This window comes from Herbaspirillum camelliae, assembly GCF_001929405.1.
Lineage (GTDB): Bacteria > Pseudomonadota > Gammaproteobacteria > Burkholderiales > Burkholderiaceae_D > Herbaspirillum > Herbaspirillum seropedicae.
This window is the reverse complement of record NZ_KV880769.1, coordinates 1910308-1928070: the sequence shown is the minus strand read 5'-3', so window position 1 is coordinate 1928070 and position 17763 is coordinate 1910308. Positions and strand designations below refer to the sequence as shown.

Below are 17763 nucleotides of genomic sequence, written 5' to 3'. Positions count from 1 at the left end.
TTCCTATGATGAGGACAAACCCATCCTTCCATCGAGTCCGCCATGAACCGCTTTCTCCCCGACCGTTTCACCCAGTTGCTTATCGGCACCGTGCTGCTGGCGACGCTCTTCCCAGCCACGGGCAGCTTCGAGCAATTCATGCATGTGGCCAGCAATGTGGCCATCTCGCTGCTGTTCTTCCTGCACGGCGCCAAGCTCTCGCGCGAAGCCGCGCTGGCGGGCTTGAAGCAGCCACGGCTGCACCTGCTCACGCTGGGCTCCACGTTCCTCCTGTTCCCGCTGCTGGGCCTGGGGCTCAAGGCCGTGGCGCCGGACCTGCTTACGCCGCAACTGTGGATGGGCGTGCTGTTCGTCTGCACGCTCTCCTCGACGGTGCAGTCCTCGATCGGCTTCACCTCGATTGCGCGCGGCAATGTGCCGGCGGCGATCTGCGGCGCCACCGCTTCCAACCTGCTGGGCATCCTGGTCACGCCGCTGCTGGTGACGCTGCTGTTGCACCGTCACCATGAAGCCAATGGCCTGTCGCAGGTGCTGAGCATCCTGCTGCAGCTGCTGCTGCCCTTCGTGCTGGGCAATCTGCTGCGCCCGTGGATAGGCGACTGGATCAACCGCCACAAGGTGATCGTCAACGTGGTCGATCGTGGCGGCATCCTGCTCTCGGTCTACGCCGCCTTCAGCGCTGCGGTGGCGCAGGGCATCTGGCACCTGTTCCCGCCCGGCCAGCTGGCGCTGCTGGTGCTGGTCAATGCGGTGCTGCTGGGTGCGGTCCTGCTGATCACCACCTATGGCGCACGCGCAATGAAGATGCCGCGCGGCGACGAGATCGTGCTGGTCTTCTGTGGGTCCAAGAAGTCGCTGGCCTCGGGCATCCCCATCGCCTCGGTGCTCTTTGCCGGCAGCGGCGCGGCGGTGGTGCTGCTGCCCATCATGCTGTTCCACCAGATGCAGCTGATGCTGTGCGCAGTGCTGGCGCGGCGCTATGCGGCCCAGCAAGACCGTCTCGATGCGGATGAGGCATCCTCGCAGCGCGCCGCTCCCCTGGCCGCCTCGCGCTGACGGCCAGCGGGTAGCGAGCACCACATTGTTCTTCCTTGGCGAGGGCTACTGACAGGATGGTGTCAGTAGCCCTCGCGCATGATGCGTCGCATGCCAACCGGCATGTTACGCATCCCTCAACAAAACAAGGAAGAATCATGCAAACCCAAGTCAACTGGTTCGAGATCGCCACCAAGGATCTGCAGCGCGCCACCCGCTTCTACGAAACCGTCTTCGCCACCCAGCTGCGCCAGGAACAGATGTCCGAAGAAGGACCGATGGCCATCTTCGTGCGGGATGACGGCCAGTCCATCGGTTGCCTGACCGGCCCCGGCTGGCTGGAGCCCAGCCGCCAGGGCACGCTGATCTACCTCGATGCCGGCCCCTCGATCCAGGCCGTGCTGGACCGGGTGCGCGAGGCCGGCGGTGAGATCGTCATGGAACGCTTCCAGCTGCCCAATGACATCGGCTACATCGCCCAGTTCATCGATAGCGAAGGCAACCGCCTGGCGCTGCATGCGATGAACTAAAGGGGCGCAGGAGAGCAGGATGCGCGCACCTTGCACAGCAGCATCGAAGCCGGTGGTCATTGCTCCGGCGGCATGCCAGAATGGCGCGCATCCTGTTTCCCTGCCCCTGCCATGCGTCGAGCCGACCGCCTCTTCCAGATCACCCAATACCTGCGCGGACGCCGCCTCACCACTGCCCGCCAGCTGGCGACCTGGCTGTCGGTGTCCGAGCGCACCATCTATCGCGACATCCGTGACCTCTCGCTCTCGGGCGTGCCGGTGGATGGCGAGGCAGGTGTCGGCTATCGCATCAAGCCCGGCTATGACCTGCCGCCGCTGATGTTCAATGCCGACGAAATCGACGCCCTGGTCATCGGCATGCGCATGGTGCAGGCCTGGGGCGGCCCGCAACTGGGCGCATCGGCGGCGTCGGCGCTGGCCAAGGTAGTGCTGGCCCTGCCCAAGGAAAAACGCGATTTCGTCGAAGCCACGCCCTTGTTTGCGCCGGCCGTGCCGGATGCATGCGGACAGGGCGAACGGCTGGAGGCGATCCGCCAGGCCATCGGCAGCCGCCACAAGCTGCTGCTGGATTACAGCGATGCCCAGCAGCGCGCCAGCCAGCGCGTGGTGTGGCCGCTGGCGCTGGCCTTCTTCGGCGGTACCTGGCTGCTGGCGGCCTGGTGCGAGGCGCGCGAAGATTTCCGCTCCTTCCGTCTGGACCGGGTGCAGCAGATGAGCGAGCAAGGCCATTATCCTGACCGCAATGGCCGCCGCCTGCCCGACTTCGTGCGCGCCATGCAACGTCAGGTGCGCCAGGCGCGTGCGCAGGGACCGGCCTGACCCGGGCGCAAACACGCAAAGCGCATATGCTGCTGCGAATTGATTCGTTCGCACGCGGCCTGGCAGGACGTAGGCTGACATGTCTCTCACTGCCACGGAGCCTGTCGCCATGCACGCCGCCCCGCTTTCCCCTGCCCTTGCCAACGTCTCGCTGGAGGACCGCTGCGTGCTGTGCGTGGGCGGTCTCACCGGGGCGCGCAACCACTACCGCACCCAGATCGAAACCCGCGCCGGTCGCTTCCTGCATCACGATGGCGGGCGCGAGGACAACCTGCACCGCCTCACCCCCATGCTGGCCGCCGCCGATATCGTCATCTGCGCCTCGGGCAACATCAGTCACAACGCCTATCACCTGGTCAAGAGCACCTGCAAGAAGCTGGGCAAGCCCTGCGTGCTGGTCAAAGGGACCGGCATCGCATCCTTTCTGGATGGCCTGGGCCACCTGGCGCAAGCCCAGGCCACGCATGACGGTCCATCGGCGCGCGGCGACCGCGTGATCCGGCGGCGCAGCTGAGGTGGCAGCAAGCTGACATCATGCCGATTGGAATATCGGCAAAAGCCCCCTACAATCGACTCCCTGGCCGTCATCGACGGCATTATCGACCCATCCGACCCATGCCAAACGGGCAATTTTTTGGGAGTCCGCTTGAAAATCGTACGTCGTCTGGCCGCCGCTGCGCCGGCGCTGATGCTGGCCTGCTCGGCCGCGCTGGCTCCCGCTGCGCAGGCCGCCCCGCAACCCAGCTTCGGCATCGAGGTCGGCAATGCCTTGCTGTGCCTGAACCAGCTCAACAGCAAGTATTTCTATGATTACCTGTTCGCCGCCTTCGGGCCGCCCTACAAGACCGAGGGCGGGGCCTACTGGTTCAAGGCCACCAATGTCACGCTGTGGGGCATGCAGGCCACCGATTTCCTGGTCAATGACGGCAACAGCCAGGCCGACTTCATCGGCGCCTATTTCAGCACCACCCCGGTCAAGCTGAGCGACGCCATCAAGGCCGCGCTGGGCATCCGCTTCACGCCGGAAGATGACTCGGCCTATCCGATGCGGCAGTCGCAGGCCGGCAGCAAGATCGTCTACAACGATATCAACGCCAAGATGTATTGCGCCAAGTCCAAGTTCCTGGTGCCGGGACCGGAGCAGCCGGCGCCCTGATGCTGATGCCGAGGTCAGTGCCGAGCTGACAAAAGAAAAAAGACAAAACGCCGCCCGTCGTCTGACGGGCGGCGTTTTGTCTTGCTTTCCTAATCGGCGTCAAGGGTTCCGTGCGGGGTTGCATGGCGGATCTCTTGGGTGACGACCATCTGCACATCGGTTCCGTCTCTGTCGGCATGCTCGCGCACGGAGACGGAACATCACATCAGTCCACACCACGAGGGCGTCGTGTCCTTGGCAAACCGAGCGGGGATGCGCCGTGCATTCCTCCGCGCTCACCGACGGGCGAATGGGGCCGCGGCCGTAGAAGACCACGGCAGGCGAATCGTCGGGGCGCATTACGCGATCGGTCTGACGGCGCCACATCACAGGCATTCGAGCGTGGTCGGCGTACGCCGCCACAGGCAAGACATCGTGCGTGCCGTCGGTCCAGGTCTGCATCATCGCTACGGTGTTCACAAGGAACGCGTTGACCTCATCAAGGTGTTCAGTGGCTGGGCTTAAGTCCAGCCAGGCTCACGCCAAGGCGGCGCCCAGCAACCGCCTTGCCTTGTCGTGGTGGTGCCGGGCACGCGCCTCATCGCTAAGCGTCGCGTCGCCGATATAGACCGTGCCGTCCCGCCACATGGCGTGCATGAGGACGGCCAGCTTGCGGGCCACCGCCACGGCCGCCTTGTGATGACAGCTTTTGCGCGCCAGTTGCAGGCCCCACTCGCGGATCTTGTCCTGGCCGCGATAGCGTTTGAGCATCACGGTCGCGGCTTCGTAGAGCGCACGGCGCACGTCCGGGTCGCCCGCCTTGCTGATGCGCCCCTGGATGTCGATCGAACTGCCCGACTGCCAGCGTTTGGAGGTCAACCCGAAGTACGCGCCGACGTTGCGGCTGCGCCGGAACCGGGACGGATCCTCGACGGCGGTCAGGAAACTCAACGCGGTCACCGGACCGACACCGGGGATGGCGAGAAACTGGCGACAGACGGGATGCTGGGCGACGTATCGCACCACCAGCTTGTGCAGGCGCAGGTACTCCTTCCAGAGCGCCGCGCGCGCCGTGAGCATGCTGTCCATCAGCTCGCGGGTCAGCGCGTCTTCGGCCACCGCCTCGCGCACGGCCGGCTCGAAACCGGCCCGCCCGACCTTGTGCAGGCGGATGCCAAACGCCTTGAGCGAGTGGCGAATGGTGTTCTCCAGGTCGAGGAACTTGCGCTTGAGGTTGCGCCGCTGCGTGAGCAGCAGGCGCAATCGATAGGTACTCTCCTGCTTGATGTGCGCCGTGCCGTACCAGCCGGTGCGCACGATGTGCGCAATGCCCAGCGCATCGGCCGCGTCGGTCTTGTTACGCTGCGCCGACAGCGCGGCACGCACGCGTCGTGCTTCCAGGCACACCGCCGGTAGTCCCTGGGCCAGCAGCGCCGGATGCAGCCACGGCGACAGCGCGCCGGCTTCGTGGCCGACCCGGCCCAGGCGCTTGCGGTACGGCGCCAGCGCCGTCGCGATCGCGGTGGGTTGCGTTGCGACGGTCGTTTGCATCAGCACGTGTCCGGCGTCGTCGATGACGCACACCGCGGTCTCCTGGATGGAGACGTCCAAACCGGCAAAGAGAGGGTGATCCATGTTCGTGCTCCTTGGTGTCAGTGGTGCGTTAAGAGGCTTTCATGGTAGTCGCGTCACGAACGCACCGCCGCGCGCTACCGCCTTGACGACGATTACAGCGGCATTCCGCCTTTGCCCTTCGCTTTCACTCCGGGCCTCGGCGTCCCGGCGGTGCTGCGCTGCCCGCAGCCAGCCGCCGGCGAACGCAGCCACGGCCACAGGCCGAGCGCGTTCGAGGCAAGACGCCTGCACACGGGAAGGTGGCATCGGATGTTGCGCGAAGTGCAGTGCGAATGCGCTCGCACTGCACGCGCGACGACACGGCGATGACCAGCGAAACGACATGCCCGATGACACGATGAGATGCACAGCAACGTGCTGCGAATCGATGGCCATCATGGACGTGTCTCCAACCAGACCGGATGCGCGACACCGATCACGGTGGATGCGCTGACCGGGCCGAAATAGCGACTATCGAAGGACGCCGGGTTCGTGACACTCAACAGGAACAGCTCACCGGATTCAAGACGGCGGCACCGCTGCCACGACGGCAGCGGACGACCCAGCCGGTCGGCGCGCAGCAAGGCGGCCAAAGGCACACCGTCGACGCGAACAATGCCACCCGCGATGCACACTACCTGCGGTGCAACCGCACCCACGCGCTTGAGCAATGGAACGCGCGTCGGCAGGTAGCCGCGCTGCGCTGCCAACGCGGCGGCCTCGGACGGTAGCGGGACTAGCACAATGCTGTTCACAGACAACGGACTTGGCAGCGAACCGGCCCGGTGGTCGAGCGGATCGACTCGATACCAGCCGACCGCCACGCTGTCGGACGGGTTGTAGGTCAGGCGCGGCAGTGGTGACACGAAAGACGCCCAGCCCAGCGCAGCGAAGCCGATGGCGGTAAGTGCGGCCACGACGACGCGAGCACGCCCGAGCGAGCGAGAATGCGGCGCTGTTCCCGTGGTGTTGGCGGATGTAGAAAGCATCGTCATGACTTCGCCCTCCCGGCCAACCAGGCGGTGTGCCGCTCGGCTGTGTAGGCTGGCAACGGCAGGCGCGCAGCGAGACGATTGCCGAGCGTGCGCCAGTACGCGGGCGACACATCGGCGGGCGCGATGCCTTGCGCCTCGATGGCGTCGATCTGCGCCAGGACGGCGCGCACGGCGGGCTCACCCTCGGCGTTAAGCAACAGGCATGCGCCGGGCAGCACGCCGGGGATGCGCTGCGCCGCGTCCAGCGGCGTGCAAGACTGCATCACCATGAGCTGCCAGCGCACGGTGCCGTAGTCGTTAGCGTGCCAGCGAATGCGACAGAATACGGCGCCCGGCAGGAACATCGCGACGCGCCGCCAGCGGTCGAGCCGGATGGTGCGCGCCGGTTCGCCGAAGCGCAGATAGATGTCGATGCGCTGCTCAATGAAAGCCAGCGAAACGCGGGGCAGTGGTGCGGGGTTGGCTCGGCCAATGAGTTCAGCGAGTGACGTCGGTGGTGCAGCCGTGCCTGGCAAGGCGTGAGCGTTCATGGTGTTCTCTCCGTGGATGCGTCAGGGAATTCGCGCTCCAGCAATGCGCGCAGCAGTTCGGCCACCGTCACGCCCTGCGTGAAGGCCGACACCTTGATGCGCGCACGCATCGCGGGCGTGATATCGAGGGTAAGGCGCGCGGTGTAGAGATCGCCTTTCTTTAAGGCGTCGGCTTCGCCCTGGCGAACCCACGCCTCTGCGTGCGGGTTCGCTGGTGGCCGAACACCGATGCCGACGCGTTTGCCACGCGTAGATCGTTCCGTGGTCATGTCGGCCACCACAGCAGTTCATCGACCAGCGCGGCGATCTCGCGCGCGGCGGCGCTGTCAGGTGCCGTCTCGCAGGCGAGCCGACCGGCAGCCACGCTGTCGGCAAAAACGATGCGTTGGTGCACCTCCGAACGCAGCGCGGGCAGCGGCTGGTCGGCCAACGCCTGGCGCGCTTCGCGGCCAATGATGGTCGTGCTGACGCGCCTATTGATGGCGAAGGCTGCGCGCAGCGCTGGCCGGAACATCTGCGCTTCGCGGATCAGCGCCACCATTTCGGCGGACGCCCACAAGTCGTAGGGACTGGGCTGCACCGGGATCAGCACGCGCTCGGCCGCCAGCAGCGCGGAGCGCGCCAGAGCGGCGATGCGTGGCGGGCCGTCGATGACGACGTGATCGGCTCGGCGTGCCAGCTCGGGGGCTTCCTGGTGCAGCGTCTCGCGTGCGAGGCCCACGGCGCTGAACAAGCGCGGCAAGCCCTGTTGCGCGCGCCGCTGCGTCCAATCCAGCGCCGAGCCTTGCGGGTCGGCGTCGAGCAGAACGACTTGCTGGCCGCGCATGGCCAGCTCGCCGGCGATGTGCGTGGCAAGCGTGGTCTTGCCCACACCGCCTTTCTGGTTGAGCAACGCGACGATCATGGCGCGGCCCTCCGATGGGGAAAGCCAGCCTGCTTTTGCTTTGCAAAACGAGTTTTGTTTTGCCTTCGGGGTGGCTGTGTTTTTTGCCTTTCGGCAGTTGTCCACCGAAACGACGCGCTTCTACTAAAAGTTGAGGCTGTAAAAAAACTTTTGCAGGTGTCGGCCTGTGTGTGCCGTAGACCGTTGTAGTTGGAGTCAACTTCATCCAGCACACCATGGCCCGCTACAAAAACCAAGATCGCAATGGTCTGTTCCTGCCAGTCATCCTTTCGGAGCAGATCGTTCCCGGCAGCTTTGCCTTTGCACTGGACTACTTGGTCGATCATGAACTCGATCTTTCCGGGCTCGATGCACGCTTCCGCAATGACGAGGTTGGCGCCAGCGCCTACGATCCTCGCGTCATGCTCAAGATCGTGCTGTTCGCCTACAGCCAAGGCATGCTGTCCAGTCGCGCTATTGCCCGCACCTGCATCCATAATGTGCAGTTCGTCGCCCTGTGTGGCAACAGCCAGCCTAGCCACGCACACATCGCCAAGTTCGTCAGTGGCATGGGAGAACAGATCAAGACCCTGTTTGCCCAGGTTCTGATGACCTGCGATGCGCAAGGGCTGATTGGCGGAGATCTCTTCGCCATCGACGGTGTGAAGCTCCCCAGCAATGCCAGCAAGGAACGCAGTGGCACGTTCGAAGAACTGTTGCAACGTGCGCGGCGCCTGGAACGTGCGGCCGACAAGATTGTCGAGCTGCATCAGGGTCTGGACTACTGCGCGCAAGAAGAACCAATGGATAGTCGCCGTCAGGCGCGCATAGACGCCCTGCGCCGGGAAGCCGCTCGCACACGCGAATTCATTTCGGTGTCGTCTGAAACGACCGGCCGCAAAGGCATCGAGATCAAGACCAACGTCACCGATCCAGACAGCGGCAAGATGGCCACGGGTAAAGGCGTCATCCAAGGCTATGCCGCACAGGCAGCTGTCGATACAGGGCATCAGGTGATTGTCGCCACCGATGTCGTGGGCTCGGTTTCCGAACACGGGATGCTGATTCCCATGATCGAGCAGTCGCGCCCGTATCTGAGAGCCGACACCGTGATCGTTGCCGACGCGGGTTACCACAGCAAGGACAACGTTCAGCAACTGGCCGACCTGGATATCGCTGCACTGATCGCCGACAAACACATGCGCAAACGCGATGAACGACTTGCCGGCCAGGGACGCTTCAAGCCCGCTGCGCCGACGCTCCACAATAAGGCCACTGTCGAGCTGGCATCTGTGCCCAAGCACTTTGGGCTGAGTGACTTCCAGTTCAAAAGCCCACGCCTGTGCATCTGTCCCGCAGGCAAGAAGCTGGTGGGCACGGGGCGTGTCTACCCCCTTGCCAATGGTCAAGGTCAACGGATATTCAGAGCCGATGCAACGGACTGTGCATCTTGCGAATTCCGCTCGCTGTGCTTGCGAAATCCCGAGCAAGGCACACCGCGCAGTATCAAGATCAGCCGAAAAACATCCCGTCGCATCGCTGCAAAGAACGAGACGGTTAACCAACAGCGTGCCATCGACCTGATGCGCCAAGCAATCGACACCCCCAGTGGTCGAGCCCTGTACAGCCGACGTATCGGAACGGTAGAGCCCGTATTTGCCAATCTGCGACACAACAAGGGTTTCTCGCGCTTCAACCTTCGAGGTCGTGACAAGGTCAACACGCAGTGGCACCTGTATTGCATGGTCCACAACATCGAGAAACTGGCTGCAAGCGGATGGCAGAAGGCCTGAAGAGTGTTCTTTCTCGATCTCTGGCGTGCCACAGCATCTCGCTGACGCCACAATTCGTTTCAAACCATTTTTTCTACAAATGTAGAAATTCAACTGCGCTACAACTCTCGGACGTTCACTGGTACGCTGATTGCTCTCTCTTCGATCAACAACGGGATTTTTTAACAACCTCGTTAGAGAATTTAAGTTGAGGCTGTAAAAAAACCTCACTTTCAATCCATCACCTGCGTTAGATTTGGAAGATCGATACAGTCGGGATTGCTTATGCCTCGCTACAAGCCTCAAGAACGCAATGGTCTGTTTCTGCCGGTGATTCTCTCCGAGCAGATCGCGCCTGGTAGCTTCGCCTTTGCACTGGACTACCTGGTCGATCACGAGCTGGACCTCAGCGAGTTGGATGCGCGGTTTCGTAATGGCGAAGTCGGTGCTAGCGCCTACGACCCGCGGGTGATGCTCAAGATCGTGTTGTTCGCTTACAGCCAAGGGATGCTCTCCAGCCGCGCCATCGAGCGTGCCTGCTTGCACAACGTGCAGTTCATTGCCCTGAGCGGGAACAGCCAGCCTAGCCACACGCACATCGCCAAGTTCGTCAGCCATTTGGGCGAGCAGGTCAAGCCGCTGTGCGCCCAAGTGCTGGTCACGTGTGACGCGCAGGGTTTGATCGGTGGCGAGCTGTTCGCCATCGACGGGGTGAAGCTGCCGAGCAACGCTAGCAAAGAGCGCAGTGGCACACACGCGGAACTGCGCCAGCGTGCAGTAAGGTTGGAACGCGCCGCTGAGCGCATCGTGACCTGCCCCCGGAATATCAGTACAGGTCAAAACTAGAGTTAAGGTTGCTTCTCAGCGCCCCGAAACGGGCAAGGAGTAGCCATGAAACGTTCGAGATTTACCGAAGAGCAAATCGCCTATGCGTTGCGATTGGCCGAAGGCGGCACGCCGGTGGTCGACGTCTGTCGGCAGCTTGGCGTGTCGGAAGCAACCTTCTATACATGGAAGAAGAAGTACGCCGATTTCGGCGTAAGCGAGCTGCGCAAGCTCAAGCAGCTGGAAGACGAGAATGCGCGCCTGCGACGTATCGTCGCCGACCTGACGCTGGATAAGCAAATCCTGCAAGAGGTGGTGCGAAAAAAGTCTGAAGGCTGCCAAACGGCGCGAGCTGGCGGCCTGGATGCAAGAGCGTTTCCAGATAAGTGTGCGGCGTTCCTGTGCGCTGGCGTTGCTGCAGCGTTCGACGTGGTACGAGAAGAGTCACGCACGAGATCAAAGCGCGCTACGCCAGCGCATCCGAGATATTGCCATGAGCCGTCCGCGATTTGGCTACCGACGAGTGCTGCTGATGCTGCGCCGCGAGGGCTGGGAAGTGGGTAAAAAACGCGTCTATCGACTCTATAGCCTGGAGGGACTGCAACTACGGTGAAGGTCAAACGCCGCAAGCGCATCGCCCTGCTGCGCGGCAAGCCGCCGGTGCCCACTGGGCCGAATCAGCACTGGAGCATGGATTTCGTTCATGATCAGATGCTTGACGGCCGCCGCTTTCGCATCCTGACCGTCATCGATCAATGGAGTCGCGAGAGTGTATGCCTGGAGGCCAACTTCCGGCAGACCGGCCGTGCGGTTGGCCAGGCATTGGATCGTTCTGCGGCCGTTCGCGGATGGCCCAAATCCATCACCGTGGATAATGGAACCGAGTTCACCTCCCGCGCCTTGGACGAATGGGCATACCACCATGGCGTGAAACTCGACTACACGCGACCTGGCAAGCCGACCGATAATGGTCTCATCGAGTCATTCAATGGCCGGCTGCGTGATGAATTCCTTAACGTGCATGAATTCATCACACTCTATGACCTTCGAGAAAAGATGCAGGCTTGGCAGAACGACTACAACCATCATCGTCCCCACGGCTCGCTTGGCCATCTGACCCCAAGCGAGTTCGTCCAAAAGTGGTCAGTAAAACCCAAAGAGGTAACCCCTCTCTAGTTCTAAACTGTCCAATTCCCGGGGGCAGGTCATTGCACTGACGACAACCAGCAACACAATGATTAGGGCGAAGACGGCGGCAATGCGCTTGCCCACCGCCAGGTTCTTGAAATATGCAGACATGGTTTACCTTGGTTGTTCATATTGGTAGCTGTCTCCTCTTCTCACACGAAGACGATGCTTTTTTTATAGAACAACAGTGGCGGGCCAACTGGTGCAATTTTGTTCAGCGGCCCGATGATGCAATAAAAGATGACTGTGCGCAATACTCAGTACGACCAATATTTTGGCATCACAGGGCTTGGACGCCAACGTTTCCTTTCAGACAATTCCGCTACTGCTGGCGCCTGCCACAGGCGGACGCTCGGCGCGTTTATGGTCGCGATAGGCGCTGGCGCGATAGAACGCCACCGGGTCGATGGCGCCACCGCTTCGCAGTCGCGCCATCTCCAGGATCGCCCCGACGTCGGTACGAAACGCCTGCTTGAGCGTTTGCGCCGCCATCAATGCGTCATTGTTCTTCTGGTGATGCTGCAGTGCCTGCTGGTCGACCAGCGCGGCCTGGATGTAGGCGCGCTGCACTTCGATGGCGCTGGTCATCAGGCTTTCGATGGGGTCGGTGACATTGTGCGACTGGTCCAGCATGTAGGCCGGACTGAACGTCTCGCCACCACGGATGGCGGCATCGCGCAATTCATTGAAGATCAGGAACAGCTGGAACGGATTGATGCTGCCCGAGTCGAGATCGTCGTCGCCGTACTTGCTGTCGTTGAAGTGGAATCCGCCCAGCTTGCCGAACTGCGCCAGGCGCGCCACGATCATCTCGATGTTGGTGTTGGGCGCGTGGTGGCCGAGGTCGACCAGGCACTTGGCCTTGGGTCCCAGTTCGGTGGCGCAGGCGAAGCTGGTGCCCCAGTCGGCGATGGTGGTGGCGTAGAACGCCGGTTCGAACAGCTTGTGTTCGATGAACACGGTCCAGTCGGCCGGCAACGCGGCGTAGATGCCGCGCATGCTGTCCAGATAACGCTCCAGTGCGCCGCGCAGGTTGTGCTGGCCGGGGAAGTTGGCGCCGTCGCCGACCCACACGGTCAAGCCCTTCGAGCCCAGCGCATGGCCCAGCTCCACGCAATCGATGTTGTGCGCCACGGCCTGCGCGCGCACTGCCGGGTCCTGCGCCGTCAGGCTGCCGAATTTATAACTCTGCTCCTGGCCGGCAGCATCCTGGAAAGTGTTGGAATTGACCGCGTCGAAATAGAGACCATGCTCTTGCGCCGCTTCGCGCAACGCGCGCGGGTCGCTGGTGCGATCCCACGGAAAGTGCAGCGACACCCCGGGCGTGGCGCGGGTGAGCTGGTGGATGGTGCCGCAGTCGTCGATCTTCTCGAACACATTGCGCGGTTCGCCCTTGCCGGCAAAACGTGCAAAGCGCGTGCCGCCGGTGCCCACGCCCCAACTGGGCAGGGCCACGGCAAAGCCGGCCGCCAGCCCGGTGAGGACTTCGATATCCTGCCCGCGCCGTTGCAGCGTACCGGCCAGGGCGTCATAGTCGGCCTGCAGGCGGGCCTGTTCGCGCGCATTCTGTTGCGCGACGAAATCTGGTGAAATGCGAAATGTCATGTTGTCTCCGTGATGGATTGCGCGTTGCCTTACATTACGTGCCGCGCTTATTTACCTGCTTTTACGATCGGCGCTTTACCCGCTCAACGGGTAAACGCTGCGGCGTTGCCGGCATCGACATTGAGGATGTTGCCGGTGCTCTTGGCAGACTTCTCGCTGGCGAAGAAATAGACCGCTTCGGCAATATCCTCGGGCAGCACGCTACGCTTGAGCAGGCTGCGCTGACGGTAGAACTCTTCGATATTGTCGGCTTCGATCTTGTTGGAGGCGGCGCGCTCTTCTTTCCATTTGCCGTCCCAGATGCGCGAGCCGCGAATCACGGCGTCGGGATTGACCACATTGACGCGGATTCCATACGGCGCGCCTTCGAGCGCGATGCAGCGTGCCAGGTGGATCTCGGCCGCCTTGGCGGTGCAATAGGCCGATGCGCCCGCCGAAGCCACCAGCCCATTCTTGCTGGCGACATAGATGATGCTGCCGCCCAGGCCTTGCGCCAGCATGCTGCTGTAAGCGGTGCGGCTGACCAGGAAGTAGCCGGTGGCCAGCACCGAAAGATTGTGTTGCCAGACGGCGAGACTGGTGTCCTGCAACGGCGAAGCCGAAGCGATACCCGCATTCGAGACTAACAGATCGACGCCACCGAAACGCAAGGCGACACTATCGAGCACCCGCTTGACGTCGGCCTCGCTGGTGATGTCGGCGCGCACGGTGGCGATCGCATCCGCTCCGCCGTGCCTGACCAGGCCGCCGTAGGCGCTGTCGATGGCCGCCTGGTCGATATCGGTCAGCATCACGCAGGCGCCTTCGGCCAGCAATTGCCGTGCCACCGCCTGGCCGATGCCGCCGCCGCCGCCGGTGACCAGCGCCACCCGGCCGGCGAGGCTCTTGGGCTTGGGCATGCGCTGCAACTTGGCCTCTTCGAGCAACCAGTATTCGATGTCGAAGGCTTCCTGTTCGGGCAGCCCGACATAGGTGTCGACGCTGTTGGCGCCGCGCATGACGTTGACGGCATTGATATAGAACTCACCTGCAATGCGCGCAGTAGCCTTGTCCTTGGCGAACGACAACATGCCCACACCGGGAATCAGGTAGATCACCGGATTGGGGTCGCGCATGGCTGGGCTGTCGGGCCGGGCGCAACGCTGGTAGTAAGCCGCGTAGTCCTGGCGATAAGCCTCCAGCGCCGCGCCGAGGCTGGCGGCCAACGCGTCGAAGTCGGGTGCGTCGGGCGCGAAGTCGAGCACCAGCGGGCGGATCTTGGTACGCAGGAAATGATCGGGACACGAAGTGCCGAGCGCGGCCAGTGCCTGCAACTCCTGGCTGCAGACGAATTCGAGCACCGCTGTACTGTCGTCGAAGTGACCCAGCTTGTATTCGCCCTTGCTGATCTTGCCGCGCAGTACCGGCATCAGCCGTGCAGCCAACGCCGCACGCTCCTGCTGCGGCAGCGCAGCATGGCGGGCGCCGCCAAAGGCTGGAGTGCTGCCATTGGCAGCCAGCCAGGCATCGGCCCGGCGGATGATGCTCAGTGTGTTCTCGTAGCAGGACTTGGCGGTATCGCCCCAGGTAAACAGGCCATGCCCTTCCAGCATGATGCCCTTGAGCCCAGGTTGCTCGCTGACCATCGCCTCCAGCTTGAGGCCCAGGTCGTAACCCGGGCGCTGCCACGGCAGCCAACCCAGCTCGCCTTCGAAGATGCTGGCGGTAAGCGCACGGCTGTTCTTGCAGGCGGCGATGGCAATGACCGCATCGGGATGCATGTGATCGACGTGGCGATGCGCAATATAGGCATGCAGGGGCGTATCAATACTGGCGGCACGGGCATTGAGGTTGAAGGTGCAATGCGGCAGGTAGCCGACCATCTCGTCTTCATTGTCGAGCCCGCGGTAGCGACCGCGCAAGGCATTGAGCTTGTCCATGTAAAGCGTCGCAAAGCCGTCCAGCTTGATACTGCCCAGGTCGCCGCCCGAACCCTTGACCCATAGCACCTCCGTTTGCGCGCCGGTCAGCGGATCGGGCATGACGATCTTGGCGGAGGTGTTGCCACCGCCGAAATTGGTGATTTCCTTGTCTGCCCCGAGCAGATTGGAGCGGTACAGCAGCAGTTGCGGCTCGTCGAGGGTGGCGGCATAGGCGTCGTCCCAGGCCGAAGCGATGCGCGCTGCGCCAGCTCTGGCCGAAGCCACGTCGGATGAAAAGGCTGTGGTCATTCAGGTCTCCGTTCTGATTATGCTTGCCCACCGCGACCTGCGACAGGCGGTAATGCTAAAACGCATTTCATCAATCGGCGCAAGGTGCGCTTTTTCTGGGATCTAGTAAAAAGCAGCCGGCAATCAGAGTCAATCGATCTTCAATCAACTTGGTGATCGTTTCGGAAGTAATCACCAAGTTGATTGATTGTTTGTTGACTTGCTTTTTGCCGATCGCTTAGTCTTGGGACATAACGAAAGATCGCAGGACAGGCACTGGCAACAGACCGGGCCGCCGGCGAACAACATCATGGAGACGAACATGATCAACCCCAATCGCCGCAAGCGGTTGCTGGGCCTGCTGTCGGAACATGCCGGCGCCAGCGTCGAGCAGCTCTGCGACTGGCTCAATGCATCGGCGGCCACGGTGCGGCGCGATATCGCCTGGCTGGCCGAGCGCAACATGCTCACCCGCACCCGGGGCGGCGCCGAGCGGCTCGAACCCAAGCGCAAACCCTTCGCGCTGTCGGGCGAGAGCTTCCAGGCCAACCTGGAACGCAACCGTCCCCAGAAGCAGGCGATTGCCCGCCATGCCGCCGACCTGTGCGACGACGGCGAGACCATCATCATCAACGGCGGCACCACCACCTTCATGATGGTCGAGTACCTGGCGCACAAGCGACTCAAGATCCTGACCAATTCGTTCCTGATGGCCGAGCGCCTGCTGACCACCAGCGAGAACCAGATCATCGTCCCGGGCGGCCAGGTGTATCGCGAGCAGAACGTCATCCTGAGCCCGTTCGACAACGACATCACGCAACACCACTATGCCGGCAAGATGTTCATGGGCGTGTACGGCCTGTCGATGCTGGGCCTGATGGAAGTCGACCCGCTGCTGATCCAGGCGGAAAAGCGCTTGCTGAGCCAGGCCGAGCAATTGATCGTGCTGGTCGACAGTTCAAAGTTCTCCCGCAAGGCAGGCTTGATCCTGTGCGGACTCAACCGTGTCAGCTGGCTCATCACCGACACCGGCGTAGCCGATGCTGCGGTGCAGATGATGGAGCAAGCCGGCGTCAAGGTAGTGACGGTGGCGCCGGTGCAAGAGCGCGAACCGGCGCTGCAGGACTGAACGGCCACGCGCAATCCGCGCGCCAGGCCGCACATACAATCAAACTGGAGCCAAGGCATGACCAAGAACAAGATGGGCGCGTCGGTACGCGCCATGCTGGCGATGGCACTGGCACTGGCCGCCATCGGATTTGCGCAACCCGCAGCGGCAGCCGAAAAGGTACGCATTGCCATGGTGGTCAAGAGCCTGGGCAACGGCTTTTTCGACGCCGCCCACGAAGGCGCCAGAGAAGCCGCCAAGGAGCTGGGTGATGTCGACATCATCTATACCGGCCCTACCACGCCCACCGCCGAAGGCCAGATCGAAATCATCAATTCACTGATCAGCCAGAAGGTCGATGCCATCGTGGTCTCGGCCAACGACGCCAATGCCCTGGTTCCGATCGCCAAGCGCGCCGCGCAACGCGGCATCAAGGTCATTTCGTTCGACAGCGGCATCGCCCGCGCCGGACGCCTGATGCAACTGAACCCGTCCAATGCCGAACTGATCGGCGTGAAGCAGATCCAGATGGCCTCGGATGCCATCGGCGGCGCCGGCGAAGTGGCGATCCTGTCGGCCACCGCGCAGGCCACCAACCAGAACATCTGGATCGGCGAGATGAAGAAGGCGCTGGCCAAGCCCGAATTCTCCAGAATCAAGCTGGTAACCACCGTCTATGGCGACGATCAGTCCGACAAGAGTTATCGCGAGGCGCTCGGCCTGCTGCGCAGCCATCCGAACCTCAAGGCCATCATCGCGCCGACCACCGTCGGCATCAATGCCGCCGCCAAAGCCGTGGTGGACGAAAAACTGGTTGGCAAGGTCTATGTGACCGGACTGGGCCTGCCCTCTGAGATGGCCGGCCACATCAAGAGCGGCGCGGTCAAGAGCTTTGCCATCTGGAATCCGATCGATCTCGGCTATGCCGCGACCTTTGCCGCCTATCAGTTCGTCAAGGGCAGGAACCAGGGCAAGGATGGCGAGACCGTGGCCGTGGGCCGGATGGGATCGATCAAGCTCGACGCCTCGGGTGAAGCAGCACTGGCGCCGCCGTTCACCTACGACGCCGGCAATGTCGACAAATTCGCCAAGATCTTCTGACGACACCGCCATGGTTACTTCCGTATTGCCTGTCCCAGGCACATTGTTCAACCCGCCACAGGCGCCGGGCGCAGTCGCCATGCGCGCCGCGCTCGACACCAGCAGCGCGCCGGTGCTGGCGCTGAGCGGCATCGGCAAGCGCTTCCAGGGCGTGCTGGCGTTACACGACGTCGGCTTCGAGGTGCGCGCCGGCGAAGTGATGGCGTTGCTGGGCGAGAACGGCGCCGGCAAGTCGACCCTGGTCAAGATCCTGACCGGCATCCACCAGCCGGACGAAGGCAATATCGTGCTGGGCGGACAGGCAGTGCACTTTGTCTGCGCCCAGGATGCCATGAAGGAAGGCATCACGGCGGTGCACCAGGAAACCGTCATGTTCGAAGAACTGACGGTGGCCGAAAATATCTGGGTCGGGCGCCAGCCGTTATGCGGCTGGC

At 62.7% G+C, this 17763-nt stretch carries 18 protein-coding genes and 1 pseudogene; 11 read left to right on the top strand and 8 right to left on the bottom strand.

What is annotated here, in order from left to right; all coding sequences use genetic code 11:
• Positions 1–42 precede the first annotated feature (42 nt).
• The 5 genes from BGK68_RS08575 (at position 43) to BGK68_RS08555 (ending at position 3540) form a co-directional block, all read left to right on the top strand.
• Positions 43–1056, top strand: a complete 1014-nt coding sequence (locus BGK68_RS08575) for a bile acid:sodium symporter family protein (protein ID WP_075256747.1) — start codon at positions 43–45, stop codon at positions 1054–1056.
• Between the two features lie 137 nt (positions 1057–1193).
• The gene (locus tag BGK68_RS08570) at positions 1194–1565 is read left to right on the top strand and encodes a VOC family protein (RefSeq protein WP_075256746.1); all 372 of its coding nucleotides are present in this window, start codon (positions 1194–1196) and stop codon (positions 1563–1565) included.
• A 111-nt stretch (positions 1566–1676) separates the two neighbouring features.
• Complete coding sequence (locus BGK68_RS08565; RefSeq protein ID WP_075259739.1) at positions 1677–2384, top strand: helix-turn-helix transcriptional regulator; 708 nt, start codon at positions 1677–1679, stop codon at positions 2382–2384.
• A 79-nt stretch (positions 2385–2463) separates the two neighbouring features.
• Entirely contained in the window at positions 2464–2898 is a 435-nt protein-coding gene (locus BGK68_RS08560; RefSeq protein WP_075256745.1) for a DUF2325 domain-containing protein, read from the top strand.
• 132 nt (positions 2899–3030) lie between these two features.
• Positions 3031–3540: a hypothetical protein gene (locus BGK68_RS08555; RefSeq protein ID WP_075256744.1), complete on the top strand. Its 510-nt coding sequence runs from the start codon at positions 3031–3033 to the stop codon at positions 3538–3540.
• Positions 3541–4056: 516 nt separating this feature from the next.
• On the opposite strand, the gene BGK68_RS08550 is transcribed toward BGK68_RS08555, so the two are convergent.
• Genes BGK68_RS08550 through parA form a run of 6 tightly spaced genes read right to left on the bottom strand, consistent with a single transcriptional unit; the run spans position 4057 to position 7562 of the window.
• Complete coding sequence (locus BGK68_RS08550; RefSeq protein WP_075255857.1) at positions 4057–5154, bottom strand: IS110 family RNA-guided transposase; 1098 nt, start codon at positions 5152–5154, stop codon at positions 4057–4059.
• Between the two features lie 39 nt (positions 5155–5193).
• Positions 5194–5532, bottom strand: coding sequence for a hypothetical protein (locus BGK68_RS08545; protein WP_233149266.1), 339 nt, complete (start codon positions 5530–5532; stop codon positions 5194–5196).
• Positions 5529–6128, bottom strand: a complete 600-nt coding sequence (locus BGK68_RS08540) for a S26 family signal peptidase (protein ID WP_075256743.1) — start codon at positions 6126–6128, stop codon at positions 5529–5531. The genes BGK68_RS08545 and BGK68_RS08540 overlap by 4 nt, the downstream gene beginning before the upstream one ends.
• On the bottom strand, positions 6125–6658 hold the full coding sequence (locus tag BGK68_RS08535; RefSeq protein WP_075256742.1) for a DUF2840 domain-containing protein: 534 nt from the start codon (positions 6656–6658) through the stop codon (positions 6125–6127). The genes BGK68_RS08540 and BGK68_RS08535 overlap by 4 nt, the downstream gene beginning before the upstream one ends.
• The gene (locus BGK68_RS08530; protein ID WP_075259738.1) at positions 6655–6927 is read right to left on the bottom strand and encodes a chromosome partitioning protein ParB; all 273 of its coding nucleotides are present in this window, start codon (positions 6925–6927) and stop codon (positions 6655–6657) included. Before BGK68_RS08530 ends, BGK68_RS08535 begins: the two co-directional genes overlap by 4 nt.
• Complete coding sequence (gene parA, locus BGK68_RS08525) at positions 6924–7562, bottom strand: ParA family partition ATPase (RefSeq protein WP_075256741.1); 639 nt, start codon at positions 7560–7562, stop codon at positions 6924–6926. The genes BGK68_RS08530 and parA overlap by 4 nt, the downstream gene beginning before the upstream one ends.
• A gap of 215 nt (positions 7563–7777) precedes the next feature.
• Between parA and BGK68_RS08520 the strand changes: the two genes are divergently transcribed.
• The 3 genes and pseudogenes from BGK68_RS08520 to BGK68_RS08505 all read left to right on the top strand — a co-directional run bounded on the left by BGK68_RS08520 (position 7778) and on the right by BGK68_RS08505 (position 11314).
• The gene (locus BGK68_RS08520; RefSeq protein WP_075256740.1) at positions 7778–9334 is read left to right on the top strand and encodes an IS1182 family transposase; all 1557 of its coding nucleotides are present in this window, start codon (positions 7778–7780) and stop codon (positions 9332–9334) included.
• A 264-nt stretch (positions 9335–9598) separates the two neighbouring features.
• Positions 9599–10159: a transposase gene (locus BGK68_RS08515; protein ID WP_075256739.1), complete on the top strand. Its 561-nt coding sequence runs from the start codon at positions 9599–9601 to the stop codon at positions 10157–10159.
• A gap of 45 nt (positions 10160–10204) precedes the next feature.
• Positions 10205–11314 (top strand): annotated as a pseudogene (locus tag BGK68_RS08505) (IS3 family transposase).
• A gap of 321 nt (positions 11315–11635) precedes the next feature.
• Here the strand turns inward: BGK68_RS08505 and rhaI are convergent.
• Positions 11636–12931: an L-rhamnose catabolism isomerase gene (gene rhaI, locus BGK68_RS08500; RefSeq protein ID WP_075256737.1), complete on the bottom strand. Its 1296-nt coding sequence runs from the start codon at positions 12929–12931 to the stop codon at positions 11636–11638.
• A gap of 83 nt (positions 12932–13014) precedes the next feature.
• Positions 13015–15141 carry a bifunctional rhamnulose-1-phosphate aldolase/short-chain dehydrogenase gene (locus BGK68_RS08495; RefSeq protein WP_075256736.1) on the bottom strand — a complete coding sequence of 709 codons (2127 nt, stop codon included), beginning with the start codon at positions 15139–15141 and terminating at the stop codon, positions 13015–13017.
• Between the two features lie 301 nt (positions 15142–15442).
• Here BGK68_RS08495 and BGK68_RS08490 point away from each other — a divergent pair, with 301 nt between their 5' ends.
• From BGK68_RS08490 to BGK68_RS28245, 3 genes are all read left to right on the top strand, one after another.
• Positions 15443–16249, top strand: coding sequence for a DeoR/GlpR family DNA-binding transcription regulator (locus tag BGK68_RS08490; protein ID WP_075256735.1), 807 nt, complete (start codon positions 15443–15445; stop codon positions 16247–16249).
• Positions 16250–16306: 57 nt separating this feature from the next.
• Positions 16307–17329 (top strand): rhamnose ABC transporter substrate-binding protein, encoded by a 1023-nt coding sequence (gene rhaS, locus BGK68_RS08485; RefSeq protein WP_198937182.1) that lies wholly within the window; start codon positions 16307–16309, stop codon positions 17327–17329.
• 10 nt (positions 17330–17339) lie between these two features.
• The coding region (locus BGK68_RS28245; RefSeq protein WP_233149265.1) for an ATP-binding cassette domain-containing protein at positions 17340–17763 on the top strand (424 nt) is incomplete at its 3' end.